The organism is Leeuwenhoekiella sp. ZYFB001, from assembly GCF_011784865.1.
GTDB classification, from domain to species: domain Bacteria; phylum Bacteroidota; class Bacteroidia; order Flavobacteriales; family Flavobacteriaceae; genus Leeuwenhoekiella; species Leeuwenhoekiella palythoae.
On sequence record NZ_CP050460.1, the window covers coordinates 2,495,791 to 2,514,103 of the forward strand.

The 18,313-nt window shown below is 41.9% G+C and carries 19 protein-coding genes; 14 read left to right on the plus strand and 5 right to left on the minus strand.

The annotated features are described in order from the left end of the window. Position 1: 1 nt before the first annotated feature. Positions 2 to 550, minus strand: coding sequence for a TlpA family protein disulfide reductase (locus HCN54_RS10645; RefSeq protein ID WP_240924864.1), 549 nt, complete (start codon positions 548 to 550; stop codon positions 2 to 4). Positions 551 to 801: 251 nt separating this feature from the next. Between HCN54_RS10645 and HCN54_RS10650 the strand changes: the two genes are divergently transcribed. The 12 genes from HCN54_RS10650 to HCN54_RS17540 all read left to right on the plus strand — a co-directional run bounded on the left by HCN54_RS10650 (position 802) and on the right by HCN54_RS17540 (position 10,752). Further along, the gene (locus HCN54_RS10650; RefSeq protein ID WP_167597788.1) at positions 802 to 1,260 is read left to right on the plus strand and encodes a MarR family winged helix-turn-helix transcriptional regulator; all 459 of its coding nucleotides are present in this window, start codon (positions 802 to 804) and stop codon (positions 1,258 to 1,260) included. Further along, on the plus strand, positions 1,253 to 1,885 hold the full coding sequence (locus HCN54_RS10655; RefSeq protein ID WP_167597789.1) for an NAD(P)H-dependent oxidoreductase: 633 nt from the start codon (positions 1,253 to 1,255) through the stop codon (positions 1,883 to 1,885). The genes HCN54_RS10650 and HCN54_RS10655 overlap by 8 nt, the downstream gene beginning before the upstream one ends. A 65-nt stretch (positions 1,886 to 1,950) precedes the next feature. Further along, positions 1,951 to 2,589, plus strand: a complete 639-nt coding sequence (locus tag HCN54_RS10660; protein ID WP_167597790.1) for a YceI family protein — start codon at positions 1,951 to 1,953, stop codon at positions 2,587 to 2,589. 667 nt (positions 2,590 to 3,256) lie between these two features. After that, positions 3,257 to 4,654, plus strand: a complete 1,398-nt coding sequence (locus HCN54_RS10665) for an anthranilate synthase component I family protein (RefSeq protein WP_167597791.1) — start codon at positions 3,257 to 3,259, stop codon at positions 4,652 to 4,654. Position 4,655: 1 nt separating this feature from the next. Then, positions 4,656 to 5,228, plus strand: coding sequence for an anthranilate synthase component II (locus HCN54_RS10670; protein WP_167597792.1), 573 nt, complete (start codon positions 4,656 to 4,658; stop codon positions 5,226 to 5,228). A 157-nt stretch (positions 5,229 to 5,385) separates the two neighbouring features. Then, complete coding sequence (trpD, locus tag HCN54_RS10675; protein ID WP_167597793.1) at positions 5,386 to 6,381, plus strand: anthranilate phosphoribosyltransferase; 996 nt, start codon at positions 5,386 to 5,388, stop codon at positions 6,379 to 6,381. A gap of 1 nt (position 6,382) precedes the next feature. Further along, on the plus strand, positions 6,383 to 7,165 hold the full coding sequence (gene trpC / locus HCN54_RS10680; protein ID WP_167597794.1) for an indole-3-glycerol phosphate synthase TrpC: 783 nt from the start codon (positions 6,383 to 6,385) through the stop codon (positions 7,163 to 7,165). A 287-nt stretch (positions 7,166 to 7,452) separates the two neighbouring features. After that, the gene (locus tag HCN54_RS10685) at positions 7,453 to 8,046 is read left to right on the plus strand and encodes a phosphoribosylanthranilate isomerase (protein ID WP_167597795.1); all 594 of its coding nucleotides are present in this window, start codon (positions 7,453 to 7,455) and stop codon (positions 8,044 to 8,046) included. 104 nt (positions 8,047 to 8,150) lie between these two features. Then, positions 8,151 to 9,335, plus strand: coding sequence for a tryptophan synthase subunit beta (trpB, locus tag HCN54_RS10690; RefSeq protein WP_167597796.1), 1,185 nt, complete (start codon positions 8,151 to 8,153; stop codon positions 9,333 to 9,335). Between the two features lie 63 nt (positions 9,336 to 9,398). Then, entirely contained in the window at positions 9,399 to 9,626 is a 228-nt protein-coding gene (locus HCN54_RS10695; protein ID WP_317171965.1) for a GIY-YIG nuclease family protein, read from the plus strand. A gap of 149 nt (positions 9,627 to 9,775) precedes the next feature. Further along, the gene (gene trpA / locus HCN54_RS10700; protein WP_167597797.1) at positions 9,776 to 10,540 is read left to right on the plus strand and encodes a tryptophan synthase subunit alpha; all 765 of its coding nucleotides are present in this window, start codon (positions 9,776 to 9,778) and stop codon (positions 10,538 to 10,540) included. A gap of 83 nt (positions 10,541 to 10,623) precedes the next feature. Next, positions 10,624 to 10,752 (plus strand): hypothetical protein, encoded by a 129-nt coding sequence (locus tag HCN54_RS17540; RefSeq protein ID WP_262490495.1) that lies wholly within the window; start codon positions 10,624 to 10,626, stop codon positions 10,750 to 10,752. A 64-nt stretch (positions 10,753 to 10,816) separates the two neighbouring features. Here the strand turns inward: HCN54_RS17540 and HCN54_RS10705 are convergent, their stop codons facing one another. Then, positions 10,817 to 12,358, minus strand: coding sequence for a SulP family inorganic anion transporter (locus HCN54_RS10705; protein WP_167597798.1), 1,542 nt, complete (start codon positions 12,356 to 12,358; stop codon positions 10,817 to 10,819). Between the two features lie 288 nt (positions 12,359 to 12,646). On the opposite strand from HCN54_RS10705, the gene HCN54_RS10710 reads away from it, so the two are divergent. Together HCN54_RS10710 and HCN54_RS10715 are read left to right on the plus strand one after the other, a co-directional pair. Further along, positions 12,647 to 13,918: a PQQ-dependent sugar dehydrogenase gene (locus tag HCN54_RS10710; RefSeq protein WP_167597799.1), complete on the plus strand. Its 1,272-nt coding sequence runs from the start codon at positions 12,647 to 12,649 to the stop codon at positions 13,916 to 13,918. Positions 13,919 to 14,030: 112 nt separating this feature from the next. Further along, positions 14,031 to 16,109 carry a TonB-dependent receptor family protein gene (locus HCN54_RS10715; RefSeq protein WP_167597800.1) on the plus strand — a complete coding sequence of 693 codons (2,079 nt, stop codon included), beginning with the start codon at positions 14,031 to 14,033 and terminating at the stop codon, positions 16,107 to 16,109. Here HCN54_RS10715 and HCN54_RS10720 read toward each other — a convergent pair. The 3 genes from HCN54_RS10720 to coaD are packed head-to-tail and all read right to left on the minus strand — an operon-like array spanning position 16,106 to position 18,168. Continuing rightward, complete coding sequence (locus HCN54_RS10720) at positions 16,106 to 16,885, minus strand: carboxypeptidase-like regulatory domain-containing protein (protein ID WP_167597801.1); 780 nt, start codon at positions 16,883 to 16,885, stop codon at positions 16,106 to 16,108. The genes HCN54_RS10715 and HCN54_RS10720 overlap by 4 nt on opposite strands. Before the next feature lie 27 nt (positions 16,886 to 16,912). After that, positions 16,913 to 17,665 carry a hypothetical protein gene (locus HCN54_RS10725; protein ID WP_167597802.1) on the minus strand — a complete coding sequence of 251 codons (753 nt, stop codon included), beginning with the start codon at positions 17,663 to 17,665 and terminating at the stop codon, positions 16,913 to 16,915. Between the two features lie 50 nt (positions 17,666 to 17,715). After that, on the minus strand, positions 17,716 to 18,168 hold the full coding sequence (gene coaD / locus HCN54_RS10730; protein ID WP_072980315.1) for a pantetheine-phosphate adenylyltransferase: 453 nt from the start codon (positions 18,166 to 18,168) through the stop codon (positions 17,716 to 17,718). Between the last annotated feature and the right edge of the window lie 145 nt (positions 18,169 to 18,313).

The window sequence follows — 18,313 nt, forward strand, 5'->3', positions numbered from 1 at the left end:
ATTAGTTAGAATTCAAGTTAGGGTTTAAAGCAAGTACTTCGCGCTCCAGACTGCGGTAATCAAAGGATTGCTCATAAAATCTATAGGCATCTTCAGCGATCAACAAGGTGGCCGGTATCGCACCACTCCACGACTCGGATACCTGTGGGATCCAGACATTGCTATGAGGATCATCCAACAGTAAAACCTGAGCGGCAAGTTGGTTTTTCAATATATACGGAATCAAGCGCGCTTCAATTTGATCAGGAAAATCCAGACTCACCAAAGTTACTTCCACACCTTGTTTGCGATACGCTGCGTGAAGCTTTTCAAATACAGGCAGTTCCTGCACACAGGGCGCACACCAGGTCGCCCAAAAATTGATCACTTTTACCGTCTCACCTTCCGGAAAATCAAGCATCGGTTTAAAGGCTTCAAAATCATAAACGGGTAACTGGTATCCTTCCGCGTTAACAATTCGTACAGGTTTTGCGGCTTGTATTGAAGCTGCTTTAGAAGCACACCCCATTAACACACACAACATCCCTAAACCGAGTAATCTTCTAATCAATAGTTCCTTTTTTTAAACTAGCGTCGATTCCCATGTGTTTATTGCAACCACAAAACGCAAATAAACGCTTGCGGTAAATTTAAGGAATACAACATTTTGATAACAGATTTTAGGAATTGTATAACATCTACAGCGTTGTATTGAATTTATTTTCGTTGAGAAACCTTAAAATTCCGTTAAAGCGAGTGACTCATTTCCATCTAAACAAAAAATAATTATACATTTGTACGTACAACAATTGTAGATACACAATGAAGATCGAAGAAACATTAAAAATAGGAAACGGTTTAGACTTGTCCTCAAAAACCTTGATTAACATTCAATACACTTCCAGATTTCTGGAAGAACATTTTGCTGCGCTTCTTAAGGAATTTGATTTGAGTACTCCTCAATTTAATGTGCTACGCATTTTACGCGGTCAGAAAGGAAAACCTGCCAGTCTGGCCTGCATTCAGGAACGTATGGTAGACCGAAGCAGCAATACGACCCGCTTGGTTGATAAGTTAATTAAAAAAGCGCTGGTAAGCAGACGCATCTGCCCTGCAAACCGCCGTAAAGTAGAAATCGAAATCACCGCTGCAGGTTTGGAATTATTACAAGACTTAGACCCGCTCACCGCTGCAGCCAATGCTAAAAACACCGCGACCTTAACCACATCAGAATTAGAAACCTTAAATACTTTATTAGATAAATTAAGAAAAGATGAGTAAGTATATTGAACACCTCAATTGGCGATACGCCACCAAGCAATTTGACGCAAACAAGAAGTTAAGCGAAGACCAACTGCAAACCCTTATAGATGCAGTGCAACTTTCTGCTTCTTCCTATGGTTTACAGCCGTACAAAATCCTTGTGATCAAAGATGAAAAGATCAAAGAACAGTTGAAAGTCGCCGGCTATAACCAGTCACAATTCACAGATGCTTCGGCCATTTTTGTGTTTGCACATCAAACTGATTTTGGAGCCGAACTCGTAGACAGTTACATTAACCACGCAGCACGTATTAAAGAAGTCGAAACAGGCGCTTTAGAAGATTATGCAAATCTGATGAAAAACAGCCTTTTAAATCTTCCACAAGAAGCTAAAGCCGGTTGGACTGCCCGCCAAGCCTACATCGCTCTTGGAAATTTATTAAGTGCCGCTGCCGCCCACCAGATCGACACCTGCCCGATGGAAGGTTTTGATGCGGACGCATTTGATAAAATTTTAGGACTTGCTAACACCAACTTACATAGCGTTGTTGTTGCAGCGGCAGGATATCGCAGTGCTGACGACCCAACACAACACGCTGCTAAGGTAAGACGCCCGCAGGAAGAACTTTTTGAGATCCTCTAAAAAAATTTAAACAAACATTTGTACATACAATTTTAATCCATACAACAATAAAAATTCAGAATTTCATGAGCACTCTTAATCAAAGCTTAGCAAAATTAAACTTGGCTTCCAAAAAAGCCTTCAATCAACTTAACCGCAATAATCGCGTTAAATCAGTATTAATCTTAGCAGTAGGCATTGCCGCTGCATCATTTACAACAAAAACTATTATGGAAAAAGTAAGCGTAAAAGACAGTTCAATCACTTGGGTTGGCAAAAAAGTAACCGGAAAACACATGGGAACCATCGACCTTAAAGAAGGCTTCTTTGAAATGGAAGACGACGCTGTTACCGGAGGCGAATTTGTGATCGATATGAACAGCATCGAATGTACAGACCTTGAAGGAGACAGCAAAGGGCAACTAGAAGGGCACTTAAAAAGTGACGACTTCTTTGGTGTTGAGAACTACCCAACCGCTAAATTGGTAATCACTAATGTAGTAAAGAACGGAAACACTTATAAAGTAACCGGTGACCTTACCATTAAAGAAACGACTGAACCTATCACTTTTGATCTTGAAAAAGCCGGTGACAACTTCACCACTACCCTAACCATAGACCGCAGTAAATACAACGTACGTTATGGGTCTGGAAGCTTCTTTGACAATTTAGGAGACAAAACTATTTATGACGACTTTACTTTAGATATCAACTTGTCTATCTAATTAATAGTCCATCACAAGTATTTAGAAAGCTGCCTTTAAAAATGGCAGCTTTTTTTTATGGTATCCCAAACTGACTAGACTACTTTAATAAAATTAATAAGCCTACCCGAAAGTCCTCGATTCTTTTTCTTCAGTATAGCCAGATGGCTCCGTTAAAAATTTTTGAAGCCTTGGAGGAAATTTAGGAGCCTTCTTGCGATTTTTGCCTGATAAGGCAAAAAATTCATAAGCGAGGGTGTCTTTTCTTTTCTGCATCCGACGACCGCAGGGAGAGGAATGCATCTGTTGTGCTTTGTAATAATGTTAGTTGAATTAGTATTAGCAAATCGAGGATACGAGATTCACGAGCTCCCGTAAAATAACAATCACGCGAGCAAAGAAAATGAACAACCACGATTTCTGATAAAATCTTTAATCTACTTATAACGGCATCTCACCTAACATCAACTCGACTAATGAATAATTTTTTCAAAGTAATTTTAAAAAATTATTGGTCTCTTTCTGAACGATGTGTATCTTTGAGGCTCATTATGAAAAACAAAACAGTAAATACTTGGTGGTGGATCTCGCAACAGTAACGTCGTGAAGCAACCTTGTATTTAATATCAAAATAAAAAAAGGCCTGTCTCACGACAGGTCTTTTTGTTTATAAGCCTATCAACCCAAAATGAAATACACCTTAAAAACCCACCGCAAAAAAATTCTTGCAGATACCATCACTCCGGTGTCGGTTTACCTGCGTCTGCGTGATAAGTTCCCAAACAGCTTACTCCTTGAGAGTAGCGACTACCGGGCTAACGACAACACCTTCAGCTATATCTGCTGCAAACCTATCGCTTCGATCACCGTAAAAAACGAAGTGATCACCGAAGTTTTCCCTGACGGGACAACCACAATCACGACCATTGAAGATGTTACTGATGTGGTAGGCATCATTGAAGGTTTTGCTAAAAAATTTGAAACCGAAGACAACGAACAGAAGTTCATTCAAAACGGACTCTTCGGCTATATGAGTTACGATGCCGTGCGCTATTTTGAGGATATTGAGGTGACCAAAAAAGAAGCGCAGCTTGATGTGCCAGACTTGTATTATGCAGTCTACCAAAACATCATCGCCATCAATCACTTCAATAACGAAGCGCACATTTTTTCACATACCTATAACGAAGAGAACAACCTTAACCAGATCGCTCAACTGCTTACCGTAAAAAGTTTTGCCGAATATCATTTTAAGCTGGAAGGCGAGCAACAATCGCAGATGTCTGACGAGGCTTTTATAGAGCTGGTAAAAACCTGTAAGAAGCATTGCCAGCGTGGAGATGTATTTCAGATCGTTCCATCTAAACGCTTTTCACAAGGCTTCAGCGGAGACGAGTTTAACGTGTATCGAAGCTTACGCAGCGTCAACCCTTCGCCGTATCTGTTCTTTTTTGACTACGGAAATTTTAAGATCTTCGGAAGTTCGCCTGAAGCCCAGCTCATCGTAAAAGAAGGCAAAGCCGAAATTCACCCGATCGCCGGGACCTTTAAACGTACCGGAAATGATGAAAAAGACGCCGCTTTGGCCAAAAAACTTTCTGAAGATGCCAAAGAGAACAGCGAGCACGTGATGCTCGTAGATCTTGCCCGCAACGACCTGAGCCGCAACGGTAGTAACGTAAAAGTAGAAACCTATCGCGAGGTACAATTTTTTTCGCACGTGATCCATTTGGTGAGTAAAGTCACAGGAACTAAACATCCTGATACCTCAACCATGCGGGTTGTGGCAGACACGTTTCCGGCAGGAACTTTAAGCGGTGCGCCCAAACACAATGCGATGAAATTGTTGGAAAAATACGAACCTATCAACCGAGATTTCTACGGAGGTGCCATTGGGTTTATGGATTTCAACGGAAACTTCAATCATGCGATCATCATCCGTTCCTTTTTAAGTAAAAACCACCAATTGCATTATCAAGCGGGAGCAGGAATCGTAAGTGACAGCGTACCGGAAAAAGAATTAGAAGAAGTATATAATAAATTAGGAGCCCTTACCAAAGCCCTTAAACTGGCTGAAGAACTATAACATGAAAAAACGAGTTTTAGTCATAGACAATTACGACAGTTTTGTGTACAATTTGGTGCACTATCTTGAAGATTTAGACTGCGAAGTCACCGTAAAACGTAACGATCAACTGCAACTAGAAGAAGTAGCTGCTTTTGATAAGATCCTGCTGTCACCGGGACCGGGAATTCCCGAAGAAGCCGGTCTGCTTCTGGAAATTATTAAAACCTATGCGCCTACTAAAAGTATGTTTGGCGTTTGCTTAGGCCAGCAGGCCATTGGTGAAGTTTTTGGTGGCACGCTTATCAATTTAGATCAGGTGTTTCACGGGGTTGCCACTTCGGCTAAACAACTGGTGACTGATGAGCCCCTTTTTAAAGATATTCCTACGGAATTTGAAATTGGCAGATACCACTCGTGGGTCGTTGCTCCTGAGAATTTCCCGGAAACTTTAGAAATCACTTCGGTGGACGTAAATGGTCAAATCATGTCGTTACGTCATAAAGAATTTGATGTACGCGGCGTGCAATTTCATCCAGAATCGGTACTGACTCCCGAAGGCAAGACAATGATCAAAAACTGGGTAAATAGCTAAATGTTTTTCTATTTCCGTGAAGACGGAAATCTTATAAAATAATAGAAGTAGTCCATTTCCATGAAGACGGAAATCTCACAAAAATAATAATGCTTCCGTATAGACGGAAATCTCACATAAATAATAATGCTCCCCTACGGAGTACTTAGAGCGAATAATGAAAACAATATTAAACCGACTCATAAACCACGAGCAGCTGACTAAAGAAGAGGCGCGCGAGGTTTTGGTCAATATTTCAGAAGGAAAATACAACACCAGTCAGATCGCGGCGTTCATCACCGTGTATATGATGCGCAGCATTACTGTTGAAGAACTTGCCGGCTTTAGAGATGCGTTGCTCGATTTGTGCATTGCTGTCCCCTTTGACGGATACAACGCGATAGATCTCTGTGGAACCGGTGGTGATGGTAAAAACACGTTCAACATCTCAACGCTTTCCTCATTTGTAGCAGCAGGTGCAGGAATCAACGTAACCAAGCACGGAAACTACGGAGTTTCTTCCGTGAGCGGAAGCAGCAACGTTATGGAAAGCTTCGGAATAAAATTCACCAACGATGCCGACTTTTTAAAGCGTTGTCTGGATGAAGCCGGTATTTGTGTGCTGCACGCACCGCTCTTTCACCCTGCGATGAAAAATGTTGGCCCTATTCGTCGCGAACTTGGGGTAAAAACCTTTTTCAATATGCTGGGCCCTATGGTGAATCCGGCGTTTCCTGAGAACCAACTCGTGGGTGTTTTCAATCTGGAACTCGCCCGTTTATATGGGTACCTGTATCAGGATACTAAAAAGAACTTTACCATTTTACACAGTATAGATGGCTATGACGAGATTTCCCTTACCGGAAATACCAAAGCCATTCGCAACAACAGCGAGCGTATGTTGACTGCTGAAGATTTTGGGGTTCATACCATCAAACAGGAAGATATTTATGGTGGCGACACCATTGAATCTTCTGCGGCGATCTTTAAAAAAGTGATCAGTGGTAAAGGCACCGAAGCGCAAAACAATGTGGTTTGCGCCAATGCAGGAATGGCCATTGCCACCGTTAAAAACCTTGAGCCTAAAGCAGGTTTTGAACTTGCTAAAGAATCTCTTTTAAGCGGAAAAGGACTCGAACGCTTAAATAAACTCATAGCCCTAAGCAGCAAATAAAATGAATATTCTAGACAAAATAATCGCTGATAAATATAAAGAAGTAGCCTTACGCAAGCAGCTGATTCCGGTGAAGCAATTGGAACAGTCGGTGCTTTTTGAACGTAAATCACCATCACTTGCACAAGCCTTGAGCACAAGCGGTTCAGGGATCATCGCAGAGCATAAACGCCGGTCGCCCAGTAAAGCGACGATCAATCACAACCTCAATGTGCAAGATGTAGCCAGTGGTTACGAGCAAGCCGGAGTTTGTGGAATGAGCGTACTTACTGATGGAAAATATTTTGGCGGTTCGCTGGACGATTTGTTACTGGCGCGCGCCGCAGCACAATTACCGCTTTTGCGCAAAGAATTTGTTATCGACACCTATCAAATTTTGGAAGCGAAAGCATATGGCGCAGATGTGATCTTGCTCATTGCCGCAGTGCTCACACGAGATGAGATCAAAACGCTTTCAGAATTTGCTAAATCGCTTGGTCTTGATGTGCTTCTTGAAGTGCATAATCTGGAAGAATTGCAAAAGTCCGTTATGCCGTCTTTAGATATGCTGGGCGTAAACAATCGCAACCTGAAAACTTTTGAAGTGAGCCTCGAAACTAGCAAAAGCCTATCGGCTGAAATCCCGGATGATTTTGTAAAAGTATCTGAAAGCGGCATCAGTTCGATCAAAGCGATCAAAGCCTTACAGCCGTATGGCTATAAAGGCTTCCTCATTGGCGAGAACTTTATGAAAACCGATGATCCCGGCGCCAGCGCTACTGAGTTTATCAAACAGCTTATTTAATAGTATATAAACTAAAATGAATACTAAATAGTATAAATGCGAAGCCTCCTTTTGTTCCAGAATAGGCTTTATAAAATGGGAAAGACAGCGCAGCGCCCATTTTATAAAATGGTTTCCATAACCGGCTAAGGTTATGGAAAATTCCTAACAAAAGGCGTCCTTTTCTTTGGTTCGTTTCTTTTGGTCGAGCAAAAGAAATGAACAAAACAGAATAGGAAGTAATAAAATTAATGGTTAAAACAATCCATAATAAAAAGTACGATAAGCTATGCCTTAAGGTTTGTGGAATGAAACACAACACCCTTGACGTAGCCCAACTCAAGCCAGATTATTTGGGTTTTATCTTCTTTGAAAAAAGCAAACGAAATTACGACCAAGCAGCTATTGAAACCCTTCCGGAAGGAATTAAAAAAGTGGGCGTTTTTGTAGATGCAAGCATTGAATTTGCACTCGATAAAATCCAGCAATTTCAGTTTGATGTGATTCAATTGCACGGAAGCGAAACTCCGGAATACTGTAAAGCGCTTCAAACAGATATAAACGTTGAACTCTGGAAAGTCTTCAGCATAAAAGACCACTTTGACTTTTCAGTTTTGGAAGCTTATGAAGCTGTGGTCGATAAATTTTTATTTGACACCAAAGGCAAAGAAAAAGGCGGCAATGGCTATACCTTTGATTGGAGCGTGCTCAATGAGTATCCTTCGCAAAAGCCTTTTATGTTAAGTGGCGGCATAGGATTAGACGAAATCCCAGCAGTAAACGAACTTAAAAAAACAACGCTTCCGCTGGCGGGGATTGATGTCAATAGTAAATTTGAAGACGAACCGGGATTAAAAAATATAGACTTATTAAAGTCACTTATAAAAGAATTAAATAGATAGAGATTTACGTCTGAATTGAAATAAAAAAATACTGTGAATTAAAAGATTTCCGCTTTAGTTTATCCTGAGCGATAGCCGAAGGGCGGAAATATCAAAATAGAATTATGAACTACAATGTAAACGAAAAAGGATATTATGGCGATTTTGGCGGGGCCTACATCCCAGAAATGCTATATCCTAATGTAGAAGAGCTGCGTCAGAATTACTTAAAAGTAATGCAGGAACCGGATTTTCAAGAAGAATTCAAGGCGCTTTTAAAAGAATATGTAGGTCGCCCTACGCCATTGTATTATGCCAAGCGTTTTTCTGAAAAGTACGGAACAAAAGTGTACCTCAAACGGGAGGATCTGTGTCACACGGGAGCGCATAAGGTAAACAATACCATTGGTCAGATCTTAATGGCCAAGCGTCTCGGTAAAAACCGCATCATCGCCGAAACCGGTGCCGGTCAGCACGGGGTGGCTACGGCTACCGTATGTGCATTGATGGGCTTAGAATGCATTGTGTATATGGGTGCAATAGACATTAAACGACAGGCGCCTAACGTAGCGCGAATGAAAATGCTTGGCGCCACCGTAGTCCCTGCAGAATCTGGTAGCAAAACCTTAAAAGATGCGACCAATGAAGCCATTCGGGATTGGATCAATAATCCGACTGATACGCATTATATCATTGGTAGTGTGGTAGGTCCACACCCGTATCCGGATATGGTAGCGCGTTTTCAGAGTGTGATCTCTGAAGAAGTAAAAAAGCAATTACTGGAGAAGGAAGGCAAAGAAAATCCCGATTATGTAGTGGCCTGCGTGGGCGGCGGAAGTAACGCTGCCGGGATCTACTACCATTACCTTGACACTCCCGAAGTGGGTATTATCGCTGTAGAAGCAGCCGGGAAAGGAATCCATTCCGGGGAAAGTGCTGCAACTTCGGCCTTAGGTAAAGAGGGCATCATTCATGGAAGCAAAACCTTGTTGATGCAAACCGATGACGGACAGATCACAGAGCCGTATTCTATTTCAGCAGGTCTTGATTATCCGGGTGTTGGGCCTATGCACGCGCATTTATTCAGAAGCGGCCGTGGGGAGTTCATCAGCATCACCGATGCCGATGCGATGCAGGCCGGTCTTGAATTATGCAAACTGGAAGGTATCATTCCCGCAATCGAATCGTCTCACGCTTTGGCCATTTTTGAAGAGCGCAAGTTTAAAAAAGATGATGTCGTGGTCGTGAATTTGAGCGGTAGAGGAGATAAGGATCTAAGTACTTTTATAGATTACTTCAAACTCGCTTAAGCGTGTTTGAATTTTTCATTTCCGCGAAGGCGGAAATTCCTTGAATGTAAGCACACATTTTAAATGGAAGAATTATTCTACACATATATTCTTACAAATAAAAACCACACAGTGCTTTACATTGGAGTTACCAGTGATTTAAAAAGAAGACTTAAACAGCATAAACAAAAAAGCAATAAAGGATTTACAGGAAAGTACAATGTTGAAAAACTCCTCTATTTTGAATCTAGCCCTTATGTCGAAAATGCCATTAAAAGAGAGAAACAGCTCAAAAAATGGAATCGAGCCTAGAAAGAAAATCTAATCAACGAAATGAATCCTGATTGGAACGATCTGAGTTGGATGCTGAACGAATGAGGTTTCCGTAGAAAACATAATGATAACTTGAAATGAATTGGGAAAGATTTCCGCCTTCGCGGAAATGACTAAAGAATAAAAATATGAACAGAATAAATAAGAAATTACAGGAAAGCCAAAAATTGCTTTCTATATACTTTACCGCAGGTTATCCTGAGTTGGAAGATACTACAACGGTTATTGAAAAACTGGTGAAAGCTGGTGTTGATATGATCGAGATTGGTTTGCCGTTTAGCGATCCGCTGGCAGATGGACCAACGATTCAAGAGAGTTCTACTGCAGCCCTAAAAAACGGAATGACCACCGCCAAGCTCTTTGATCAGATCAAAGACATCAGGAAAACCGTAGATATCCCATTGATAGTGATGGGGTATTTTAATCCGATGCTTCAGTATGGTGTTGAAAAATTCTGCGCTACTTGTGCCGAAATAGGGATAGACGGACTCATTATGCCAGATCTTCCGCTTGCGGAATATGAAGAGCATTATCAAGCTACTTTTGAACAATACGGTCTTAAAATGATTTTTTTGATCACGCCTCAAACTTCAGATGAGCGCATCAGACAGATCGATGCAGCAAGTGATGGTTTTATCTATATGGTGAGTAGCGCGAGTACTACAGGTAAAACTTCGGGCTTCAGCAGTGTGCAAACCGATTATTTTGAGCGCATCGCTGCATTGAAGCTTAAAAATCCACAGATCGTAGGCTTCGGGATCAAAGATGAAGAAACTTTTAAGGCTGCAACACAAACTGCAAAAGGCGCCATTATAGGTTCAGCATTCATTAAAACCCTTACCGAAAAAGGTTTAGACGGGATAGAACCGTTCATAAAAAGTATAAGATCCTGAGTATTAACCCGCTTTTAGCAAGTTCTTACCATTAATTAACAGCTGCGCTTCGTATCTTGTTTTCAACAAAAAAGATAACTATTATGGATAAGAAATTTGAACGTACTGTAGATCAAAAGAACCCAACGAATCCTACAGGAAATAGAAACGAGAAAACCAACAAGGTGGATATTGATGAGAAAACCATCAAAGACCAACAGAACAAGCACTAAGCGCTTGCACTAACTACCAAAAATTGAAAAGCCGATACTTTACGTATCGGCTTTTTAAATGCGTTTAATTAGCATCATTCCCTACCAAATTGTACGTAGGATCTTCAATAATATTTACATCAATGATCGCCTCGGCGTTCTTCAGCAGACGACGACAATCAGGACTCAAGTGTCGTAAATAAACTGTTTTACCAAGTTTATGATAACGACTGGTGACGACGTTTAAAGCTTCGATAGCTGACATATCTGCCACCCTACTTTCTTTAAAATCAATAATGATCTTGTTGGGGTCATTCAGAATATCAAACTTTTCAGTAAAATTAGTCGTTGAGGCAAAAAATAATGGTCCGTAGATCTCGTAATGTTTGGTACCCTCATCATCTACATATTTTCTAGCTCTAATGCGTTTAGCACTTTCCCATGCAAAAAACAAGGCAGAAAGGATCACACCCACCAATACGGCCAGCGCAAGGTTGTGTAGAATCACCGTAATCGCAGCCACGATGATCACCAAGAAAATATCCTTTTTAGGCACTTTGTTGAAAATACGAAGCGTCGCCCACTCAAAGGTACCTACCGCAACCATAATCATCACCCCTACGAGTGCCGCCATAGGAACTTTCTCGATCACCGGCGCACCAAACAATACGATCATCAAAATAGTTAATGCAGCGATAATACCTGATAAACGCGCTCTGGATCCCGCGGAAAGATTCACTAAGGTTTGTGCGATCATCGGGCAACCTCCCATTCCGAAGAAAAAGCCGTTAAGTAAATTAGAACTTCCCTGAGCGATACACTCGCGGTTTCCGTCCCCTTTAGTTTGTGTGATCTCATCTACAAGATTCAGAGTCAGTAAACCTTCAGTAAGTCCTACTGCCGCCATCACCATAGAATAGGGTGCGATCACTTTTAAGGTTTCGTAAGAAATAGGAATTTCAGGAATATGGAACGGAGGAAAACCACCACTTACCGAAGCGATATCTTTCACCGTTTTGGTATCAATTCCAAAGAAATACACAAGTGCAAAAACCACAATAATCGCCACCAATGAAGAAGGGACAGCCTTGGTCAATTTCGGAAGAAAAATAACGATCAATACCGTAAGTGCGGCTAGACCCGCCATAATCAATAAAGGCGTACCGGTTAACCAAGCAACCTCGCCATTAACCAAAGTTTTAAACTGTTTGATCTGCGACATAAAGATCACGATCGCAAGACCGTTTACAAACCCAAACATCACCGGGTGCGGCACCAGACGAATAAACTTCCCCAGTTTAAACAGTCCGATCAACACTTGAATCACTCCTGCAAGTGCCACGGCAGCTAAAACATATTCTAAGCCGTGTGAATTCATCAATGCGATCAGCGTGATCACTGTGGCTCCTGCTCCACCTGAAATCATCCCGGGACGACCTCCAAAAATCGCAGTGACCAATCCCGCGATAAACGAAGCATATAAGCCCATTAAAGGCGGCAGACCGGCAAGGATCGCAAAAGACAAGGATTCAGGGATCATCGTCATCGCTACGGTAAGACCGGCAAGAATTTCGGTTTTGTAATTGACCTTTTGGGTAAGATCAAATAAGTTGAATACCTTTTTCATGAAGTAGTTTTGTGCAAAAAGCCTGTGTGTTTGTAAAATGGAAAATGCTGTGATTTAGCAGGTTAATCCGTTTCTCATTTTGGCTGCAAAAATAGCCTTTTTTAACGGAAGGACAAGCCTTGAAGCATCGTATCCGCTAAGACTTCAAGAACTAGTGCATTCGCAATAAATACGCAAAGGATTTCGAAAAGCCTCAACTTCAGATAGTGCCGTTAAACTTATATTAATGCGGCAGCACAGCAGATACCAAGCGACTTAAAGTCTTATTTTCGTATAAAATCACTAACTATGAAAACATCCCTCTATATTTTAGCCGGAGTTCTTGCTTTGGCAGGTTGTAAAAATGATAAAAGTGTACCCGAAAGCGAGCAAGAAGAACTCGCCGATAACGGTCCCGTTACCGTTGAAACTACGGTGGGTCCTTTAGAACTGCCTGCTCCTTTTGCCTCAGAATCGGTAACCAAAGAAAGTAAGATCGTGGCTTGGCCTTCAGGAACAACACCTACTGCTGCCGAAGGCTTTAAAGTAGAACGCTTTGCCGACTCGCTCAAACATCCACGATGGACGTATGTAGCGCCAAATAACGATATTTTTGTAGCGGAGTCCAACACTAAGGACAGCGCCAACCGCATTACCTTATTGCGTGACACCAACAGCGATGGTAAAGTAGATGAGCGCTATATCTTTAAAGAAGATCTAAATCAGAATTTTGGAATGCTGGTTTTAGACGGTTCGTTTTACATCGCAAACACTGATGGCTTATACCGCTTTCCATACACCGAAGGGCAAACCAAATTAGAAGGTGAAGGCGAAAAAATAGTTGAGCTTTCTGCAAGTGGTTATAATAACCATTGGACGCGAAATATCATCACCAACGAAGCCGGAGATAAAATTTATATTTCGGTGGGATCTGCTAGTAATGTAGGCGAACAAGGAATGGAGAAAGAAGAGCGTCGCGCCAATATTCTTGAGGTAAATCCTGACGGAACCGGAGAGATCATTTACGCAGCCGGACTTCGAAATCCTGTGGGGATGGACTGGAATCCGGTGACGGGCGAACTGTGGACTGCAGTTAACGAACGCGATGAATTGGGGAATAACTTGGTTCCTGATTATGCGACCAGCGTTAAAAAAGGCGGATGGTACGGCTGGCCATACAGCTACTATGGGCAGATCAACGACCCACGCTGGGAAGATGATCCGCATCAAGATTTAGTAGACAAAGCGATTATGCCTGATGTTGCTTTAGGACCGCACACCGCATCTTTAGGTTTTACCTTTTATACCGCAGAACAATTCCCACAAATGTACCGCAATGGGGCGTTTGTAGGTCAGCACGGCTCTTGGAACCGCGAGCCTTTCTCAGGATATAAAGTCGTATTTATTCCGTTTGAAAATGGGATCCCAAAAGAACCTACCGATTTCCTTACTGGTTTTGTTCCTGATGAAAACGGGAATGAAGTGTACGGCCGCCCGGTGGCTACTACAGTAACGCCAGACGGTTCCTTATTGGTAAACGATGATGATGGCGGAGTGATCTGGCGTGTTTCCGCAGAATAATTCCACACAAATCAAGCCTCTTGGTGTTTTAGTTTTTAGTGGCTCCAATAGGAATACGTTTTAGTATTTTTGAAATTCATCAGAATTTCCACCCTCGATTATCGAGTACTTTATGAAAAATATTCTTTTTGGTCTGCTGTTGTTTTCTGGATGTGCATTTGCTCAAGAGAAAACAGCAGCAGATTCTGTTTTAGTTCGAAATACCTTAGGTGAAATCACGATCACCTCCACCCCTATTCAAGATAAATTGCAACGCATTCCCGCGGCGGTAAATGTCATTGCTGCTGAAGATTTTCAGCGCGGCGACCAACTTTCTATCGCTAACGAGCTCAATAAAAATCCCGGAATTCAGATGCAGCAAGGTGCGCTCAATACGAGCCGCATCAGCATCAGAGGTTTAGGAGCGCGCAGTCAATATTCCACAAACCGTGTAAAGGCCTATATTGAAGGGATCCCGCTGACTACCGGCGAAGGTGAAACCACGTTAGAAGATATTGACCTCAACTTGATCGAGCGTATGGAAATTATTAAAGGTCCTGCCAGTAGTAGCTATGGCGCAGGCCTGGGCGGAGCGATCAATATTTCGGTGATCAAACCAGAACGCAGCACGATCAAATTAAATGGATTAGCAGGCGCTTATGGTCTTTTTAAAAGCGGAATCACCGCAGCACTCGCTGATGACAAAACCGCTGGATTTGTAAGCTATAATCATCTGGAGAAAGACGGCTTTAGAGCGAATAGCAACTACAACCGAAACACCTTAACCGGGTTTGCGAGAACTCAGATCAATGCCGCCAGTGCGCTAACCTTCTTCGGAAACTATACACGGGTAAAAGCCTTCATACCGAGTTCTGTAAACGAAGAAACCTTACATAACAGTCCTGAAGACGCAGCATTCACGTGGGGGCAAGCGAAGGGCTATGAGTCGTATGATAAAGCCTTAGCCGGACTTTCTTACGAATGGAATATTACCGCCAACCATACGTGGCAAACCAGTGTTTTTGCAAATTACCGTGACGGGTATGAACCGCGGCCTTTTGATATTCTTGATGAAGAATCTTTTGCCTTTGGAATTCGCAGCACCTTAAAATCTCAATTTTCCCTTTTCAACCTTCCTGCAAAAAGCAGTATTGGGGTTGAATATTTTGATGAGCATTATCAGGCGCAGCTTTTCAATAATTTATATGAAGAGAATGATGGCAATGGAAGCCTGCAAGGCGACCGTTTTAGTAATCAAGAACAGGACCGCAAATACCTCAACCTTTTTGCTCAATTAAGCCTGCAACTTGCACCGAAGCTTAAAGCAGATGTAGGTCTGAATTACAACCACAGCAGATACCGCCTGGATGATTACCTCAACGAAGCCAATATTGACAACAGTGGGGTGTACACGTACCCTCGCATTTTTTTGCCGCAAGCAGGTTTGAGTTATGAAGCCGCTAGCGATAAATTTATTTACGCCTCGGTAAGTCGTGGATTTTCACTCCCCACGGTTGCCGAAACTTTAACTCCGGAAGGCGCGATCAACCCGGAAATCAAACCCGAAACCGGAATGAATTATGAGTTGGGATTAAAAGCCCAATGGCTGGATAAAAAACTCTATACCGAACTCGGTTTATACACGGTTCAGGTTACTAATTTACTGGTTGCCGAGCGTGTGGGCGATGATCAATATGTAGGACGCAATGCCGGAGCCACAGACCATAACGGGATTGAATTCTTTGTACATTATCGCGGTAAGTTATCACCGGAATGGTCATTACAACCCTACGGATCTTTAGCGATCAACGATTATTCATTTGATGAATTTGTAGATAACGACGAGAATTTCAATGGAAATGACCTCACCGGAGTCGCTGATCAAGTGATCAATTTAGGTCTGGATGTGGCTTTTCAAAATTGTTTTAAGATCAACATCAATTACCGCCACACCGGAAGCATTCCACTGGATGATGCCAACAGTCTTTATAGCGACGCCTACAACCTTGTAAACCTACGTGGTGATTATAATTTTACGCTTTTTAATGAAGTAAAAACCCAGCTTTTTGCGGGAGTTAATAATGTGTTTGACACCAATTACGCAGCACAGGTACTACCCAACGCGACCGGTTTTGGTGGTGCAGCGCCACGTTACTACTATCCCGGAGAACCTGTGAATTTTTACGCCGGATTGAACATCGATCTATTCTAATTTCCTTCGGGAAGTTTCATACCATTTTCTCCAAATTCGTTGAGTTCGGCTTCAAAGCTATCGGCGAGTTCAATGAATTTGTCTAAAAGGTCCAGTTGGTTTTCAGGTTCTAACAAATTGCCGGGAAGTTGCTTGGCGTCGCAATACTCAAAAAACAGGTTGTGGTAATACGCATCAATCCCCAATTGCTCCACTAAAAATTCCCGATTAAAATATTCATCGGTAGCAAAGAGCACACGGTATTGTTTATACGTTATAGGCGCATAACTTTCCTTTTGCTTGGAAGGGTCTTTCTTAAACAAGCTCATAAAAAGGCGTCCTATCTCCATAAAATCGACACCATTGGTACTGTTGGGCGGGCGGTATAGTTGGCGGTTCTTTTTGATGTCGTTCTGAATTCTACTATTGAAAATACTATCGTAGACGCGCACATCAAAAGGTTTTTCTTTAGGTGCTTCAGTGAGGCGTACTTCGTCCAGTTCGTTTAAGTTCTCTTTCAACTCCACAACCCAAACCTTTTCCAGCTGATATTGCTCTACCACAAACACCTGCGTTTCCATAAATGGGGCACTAAACACTAAAGAGTCTTCTAAGCGGGCCGCCAGGCTAAAATCTCCCTCGTCTGTCGTGGTCGTACTTTTGTTCTGCGTAAGGTTTTGCACCAGCACCCCGGGAACACGCTTATCCCCTGCATAAACCTTTCCGGAGGTGTTCTGCGCATAAGCATTACCCATCATCAATGTGACAACTCCTGTAAGTAAAATAAGTATTCGCATCAGCTTGCTTTAAGTTGCGAAGTTAGTTTAATTCGTTGCGTTCAACTTGTGAAATTCGGCACTTCTTTTTATTAAATACTCCAGAAAACGCATCTCATTTTTATCTTGCAATAAGCGTGCATCTACCTGCTGCTCCAGACAATAATCAAAAAACAGCGGCTCTTCTTCTTGGGTCACGGCTAGTTGATTGCGTAGTAAATCCTGATTAAAAAATGCATCTTTTTTGAAAAAAGCTTCAAGTTCTCCCAGTTTTAAAATTCTAAAGCGATTGGGATCTTCGGCTTTTTCTTTTTTGTCTTTTTTAATCGAATTCCATACCATTTTTCCGATAGCGATAAAATCAATGCCAGAACCGCTAGGACCGGGACTATACAATTCAGGGTGTTCTTGAATATCTTTTTGCAACCAAGTGTTAAAATTCTTATCATATTCTTTCACCCGAAACTCTTTCACCTTGTTGGTTGCCGTAATGGTCACAGCATCCAATTCATTTCTACTTTCCTGAAGTTCAACCACCCAAGTTTCTTCTAGTTGATATGCTTCTACCTGATGAATTTGTGTTTCAAAAAACGAATAGCTAAAAATCAAAGAATCACCCAACTGTGCGGCGATCTCAAAATCCCCCCAACGGTTGGTAGAAGTCATCAAGTCTTGGGTTTTATTGATGATCAACACGCCTTCTAGCGGTTTATCTTCAGCATACACTTTTCCTTGTGATTGTTGTGCGTAAACTGCCGTGCTGAGCAAGAGGATAAAAGCAAAAAATAATTTTGATAGCATAGTCAGGTCTCTGCAGTAATGACCTTAGTTATGCTTACATGTTGCAAAAATCACACGCGAACCGCGTCTGGCACTAAGCCCGTATAGTCGCCGCCATTGCGAATAACGTCCCGCACAATAGATGAAGAAATGTAACTTTTACCCGAAGAAGTGAGTAAGAACACTGTTTCTATTTGCGCCAATTTTCTGTTAGTATGCGCGATAGCCTTTTCAAATTCAAAATCCGCCGGATTGCGCAATCCTCTAAGAATAAAGCCGGAATCTGTCGCATTACAAAAATCAACAGTAAGACCTTGATAAGTCATCACTTTGATCTTGGGTTCATCTTTAAAGGACTCTTTTAAAAAGCCTTCCCGCTGCTCTAAAGTGAACATGTATTTCTTATCAGCATTCACCCCGATCGCTAAAATGATCTCATCAAAAAGCTTTAAGCCTCGCTCAATGATATCATAATGTCCTAAAGTAAGCGGATCAAAAGATCCCGGAAATACTGCGCGTTTCATAAATGAGAATTCAAATTCAAAATTAAAGGTACAAAAACTGAAGTGTTTAAAGTTTGTGGTAGCGTTACCTAATGCTTATAAAATATTCAGTCCATTGCGGGGGCAATAAAAGCTGAGTTTAGATCGCCTACTATTTACTGAGACT

Coding starts and splice junctions, on each gene's coding strand:
- HCN54_RS10650 (WP_167597788.1), top strand. CDS start 802: ATGAAGATCGAAGAAACATTAAAAATAGGAAACGGTTTAGACTTGTCC.
- HCN54_RS10655 (WP_167597789.1), top strand. CDS start 1,253: ATGAGTAAGTATATTGAACACCTCAATTGGCGATACGCCACCAAGCAA.
- HCN54_RS10660 (WP_167597790.1), top strand. CDS start 1,951: ATGAGCACTCTTAATCAAAGCTTAGCAAAATTAAACTTGGCTTCCAAA.
- HCN54_RS10665 (WP_167597791.1), top strand. CDS start 3,257: ATGAAATACACCTTAAAAACCCACCGCAAAAAAATTCTTGCAGATACC.
- HCN54_RS10670 (WP_167597792.1), top strand. CDS start 4,656: ATGAAAAAACGAGTTTTAGTCATAGACAATTACGACAGTTTTGTGTAC.
- trpD (WP_167597793.1), top strand. CDS start 5,386: ATGAAAACAATATTAAACCGACTCATAAACCACGAGCAGCTGACTAAA.
- trpC (WP_167597794.1), top strand. CDS start 6,383: ATGAATATTCTAGACAAAATAATCGCTGATAAATATAAAGAAGTAGCC.
- HCN54_RS10685 (WP_167597795.1), top strand. CDS start 7,453: ATGAAACACAACACCCTTGACGTAGCCCAACTCAAGCCAGATTATTTG.
- trpB (WP_167597796.1), top strand. CDS start 8,151: ATGAACTACAATGTAAACGAAAAAGGATATTATGGCGATTTTGGCGGG.
- HCN54_RS10695 (WP_317171965.1), top strand. CDS start 9,399: ATGGAAGAATTATTCTACACATATATTCTTACAAATAAAAACCACACA.
- trpA (WP_167597797.1), top strand. CDS start 9,776: ATGAACAGAATAAATAAGAAATTACAGGAAAGCCAAAAATTGCTTTCT.
- HCN54_RS17540 (WP_262490495.1), top strand. CDS start 10,624: ATGGATAAGAAATTTGAACGTACTGTAGATCAAAAGAACCCAACGAAT.
- HCN54_RS10705 (WP_167597798.1), bottom strand. CDS start 12,358: ATGAAAAAGGTATTCAACTTATTTGATCTTACCCAAAAGGTCAATTAC.
- HCN54_RS10710 (WP_167597799.1), top strand. CDS start 12,647: ATGAAAACATCCCTCTATATTTTAGCCGGAGTTCTTGCTTTGGCAGGT.
- HCN54_RS10715 (WP_167597800.1), top strand. CDS start 14,031: ATGAAAAATATTCTTTTTGGTCTGCTGTTGTTTTCTGGATGTGCATTT.
- HCN54_RS10720 (WP_167597801.1), bottom strand. CDS start 16,885: ATGCGAATACTTATTTTACTTACAGGAGTTGTCACATTGATGATGGGT.
- HCN54_RS10725 (WP_167597802.1), bottom strand. CDS start 17,665: ATGCTATCAAAATTATTTTTTGCTTTTATCCTCTTGCTCAGCACGGCA.
- coaD (WP_072980315.1), bottom strand. CDS start 18,168: ATGAAACGCGCAGTATTTCCGGGATCTTTTGATCCGCTTACTTTAGGA.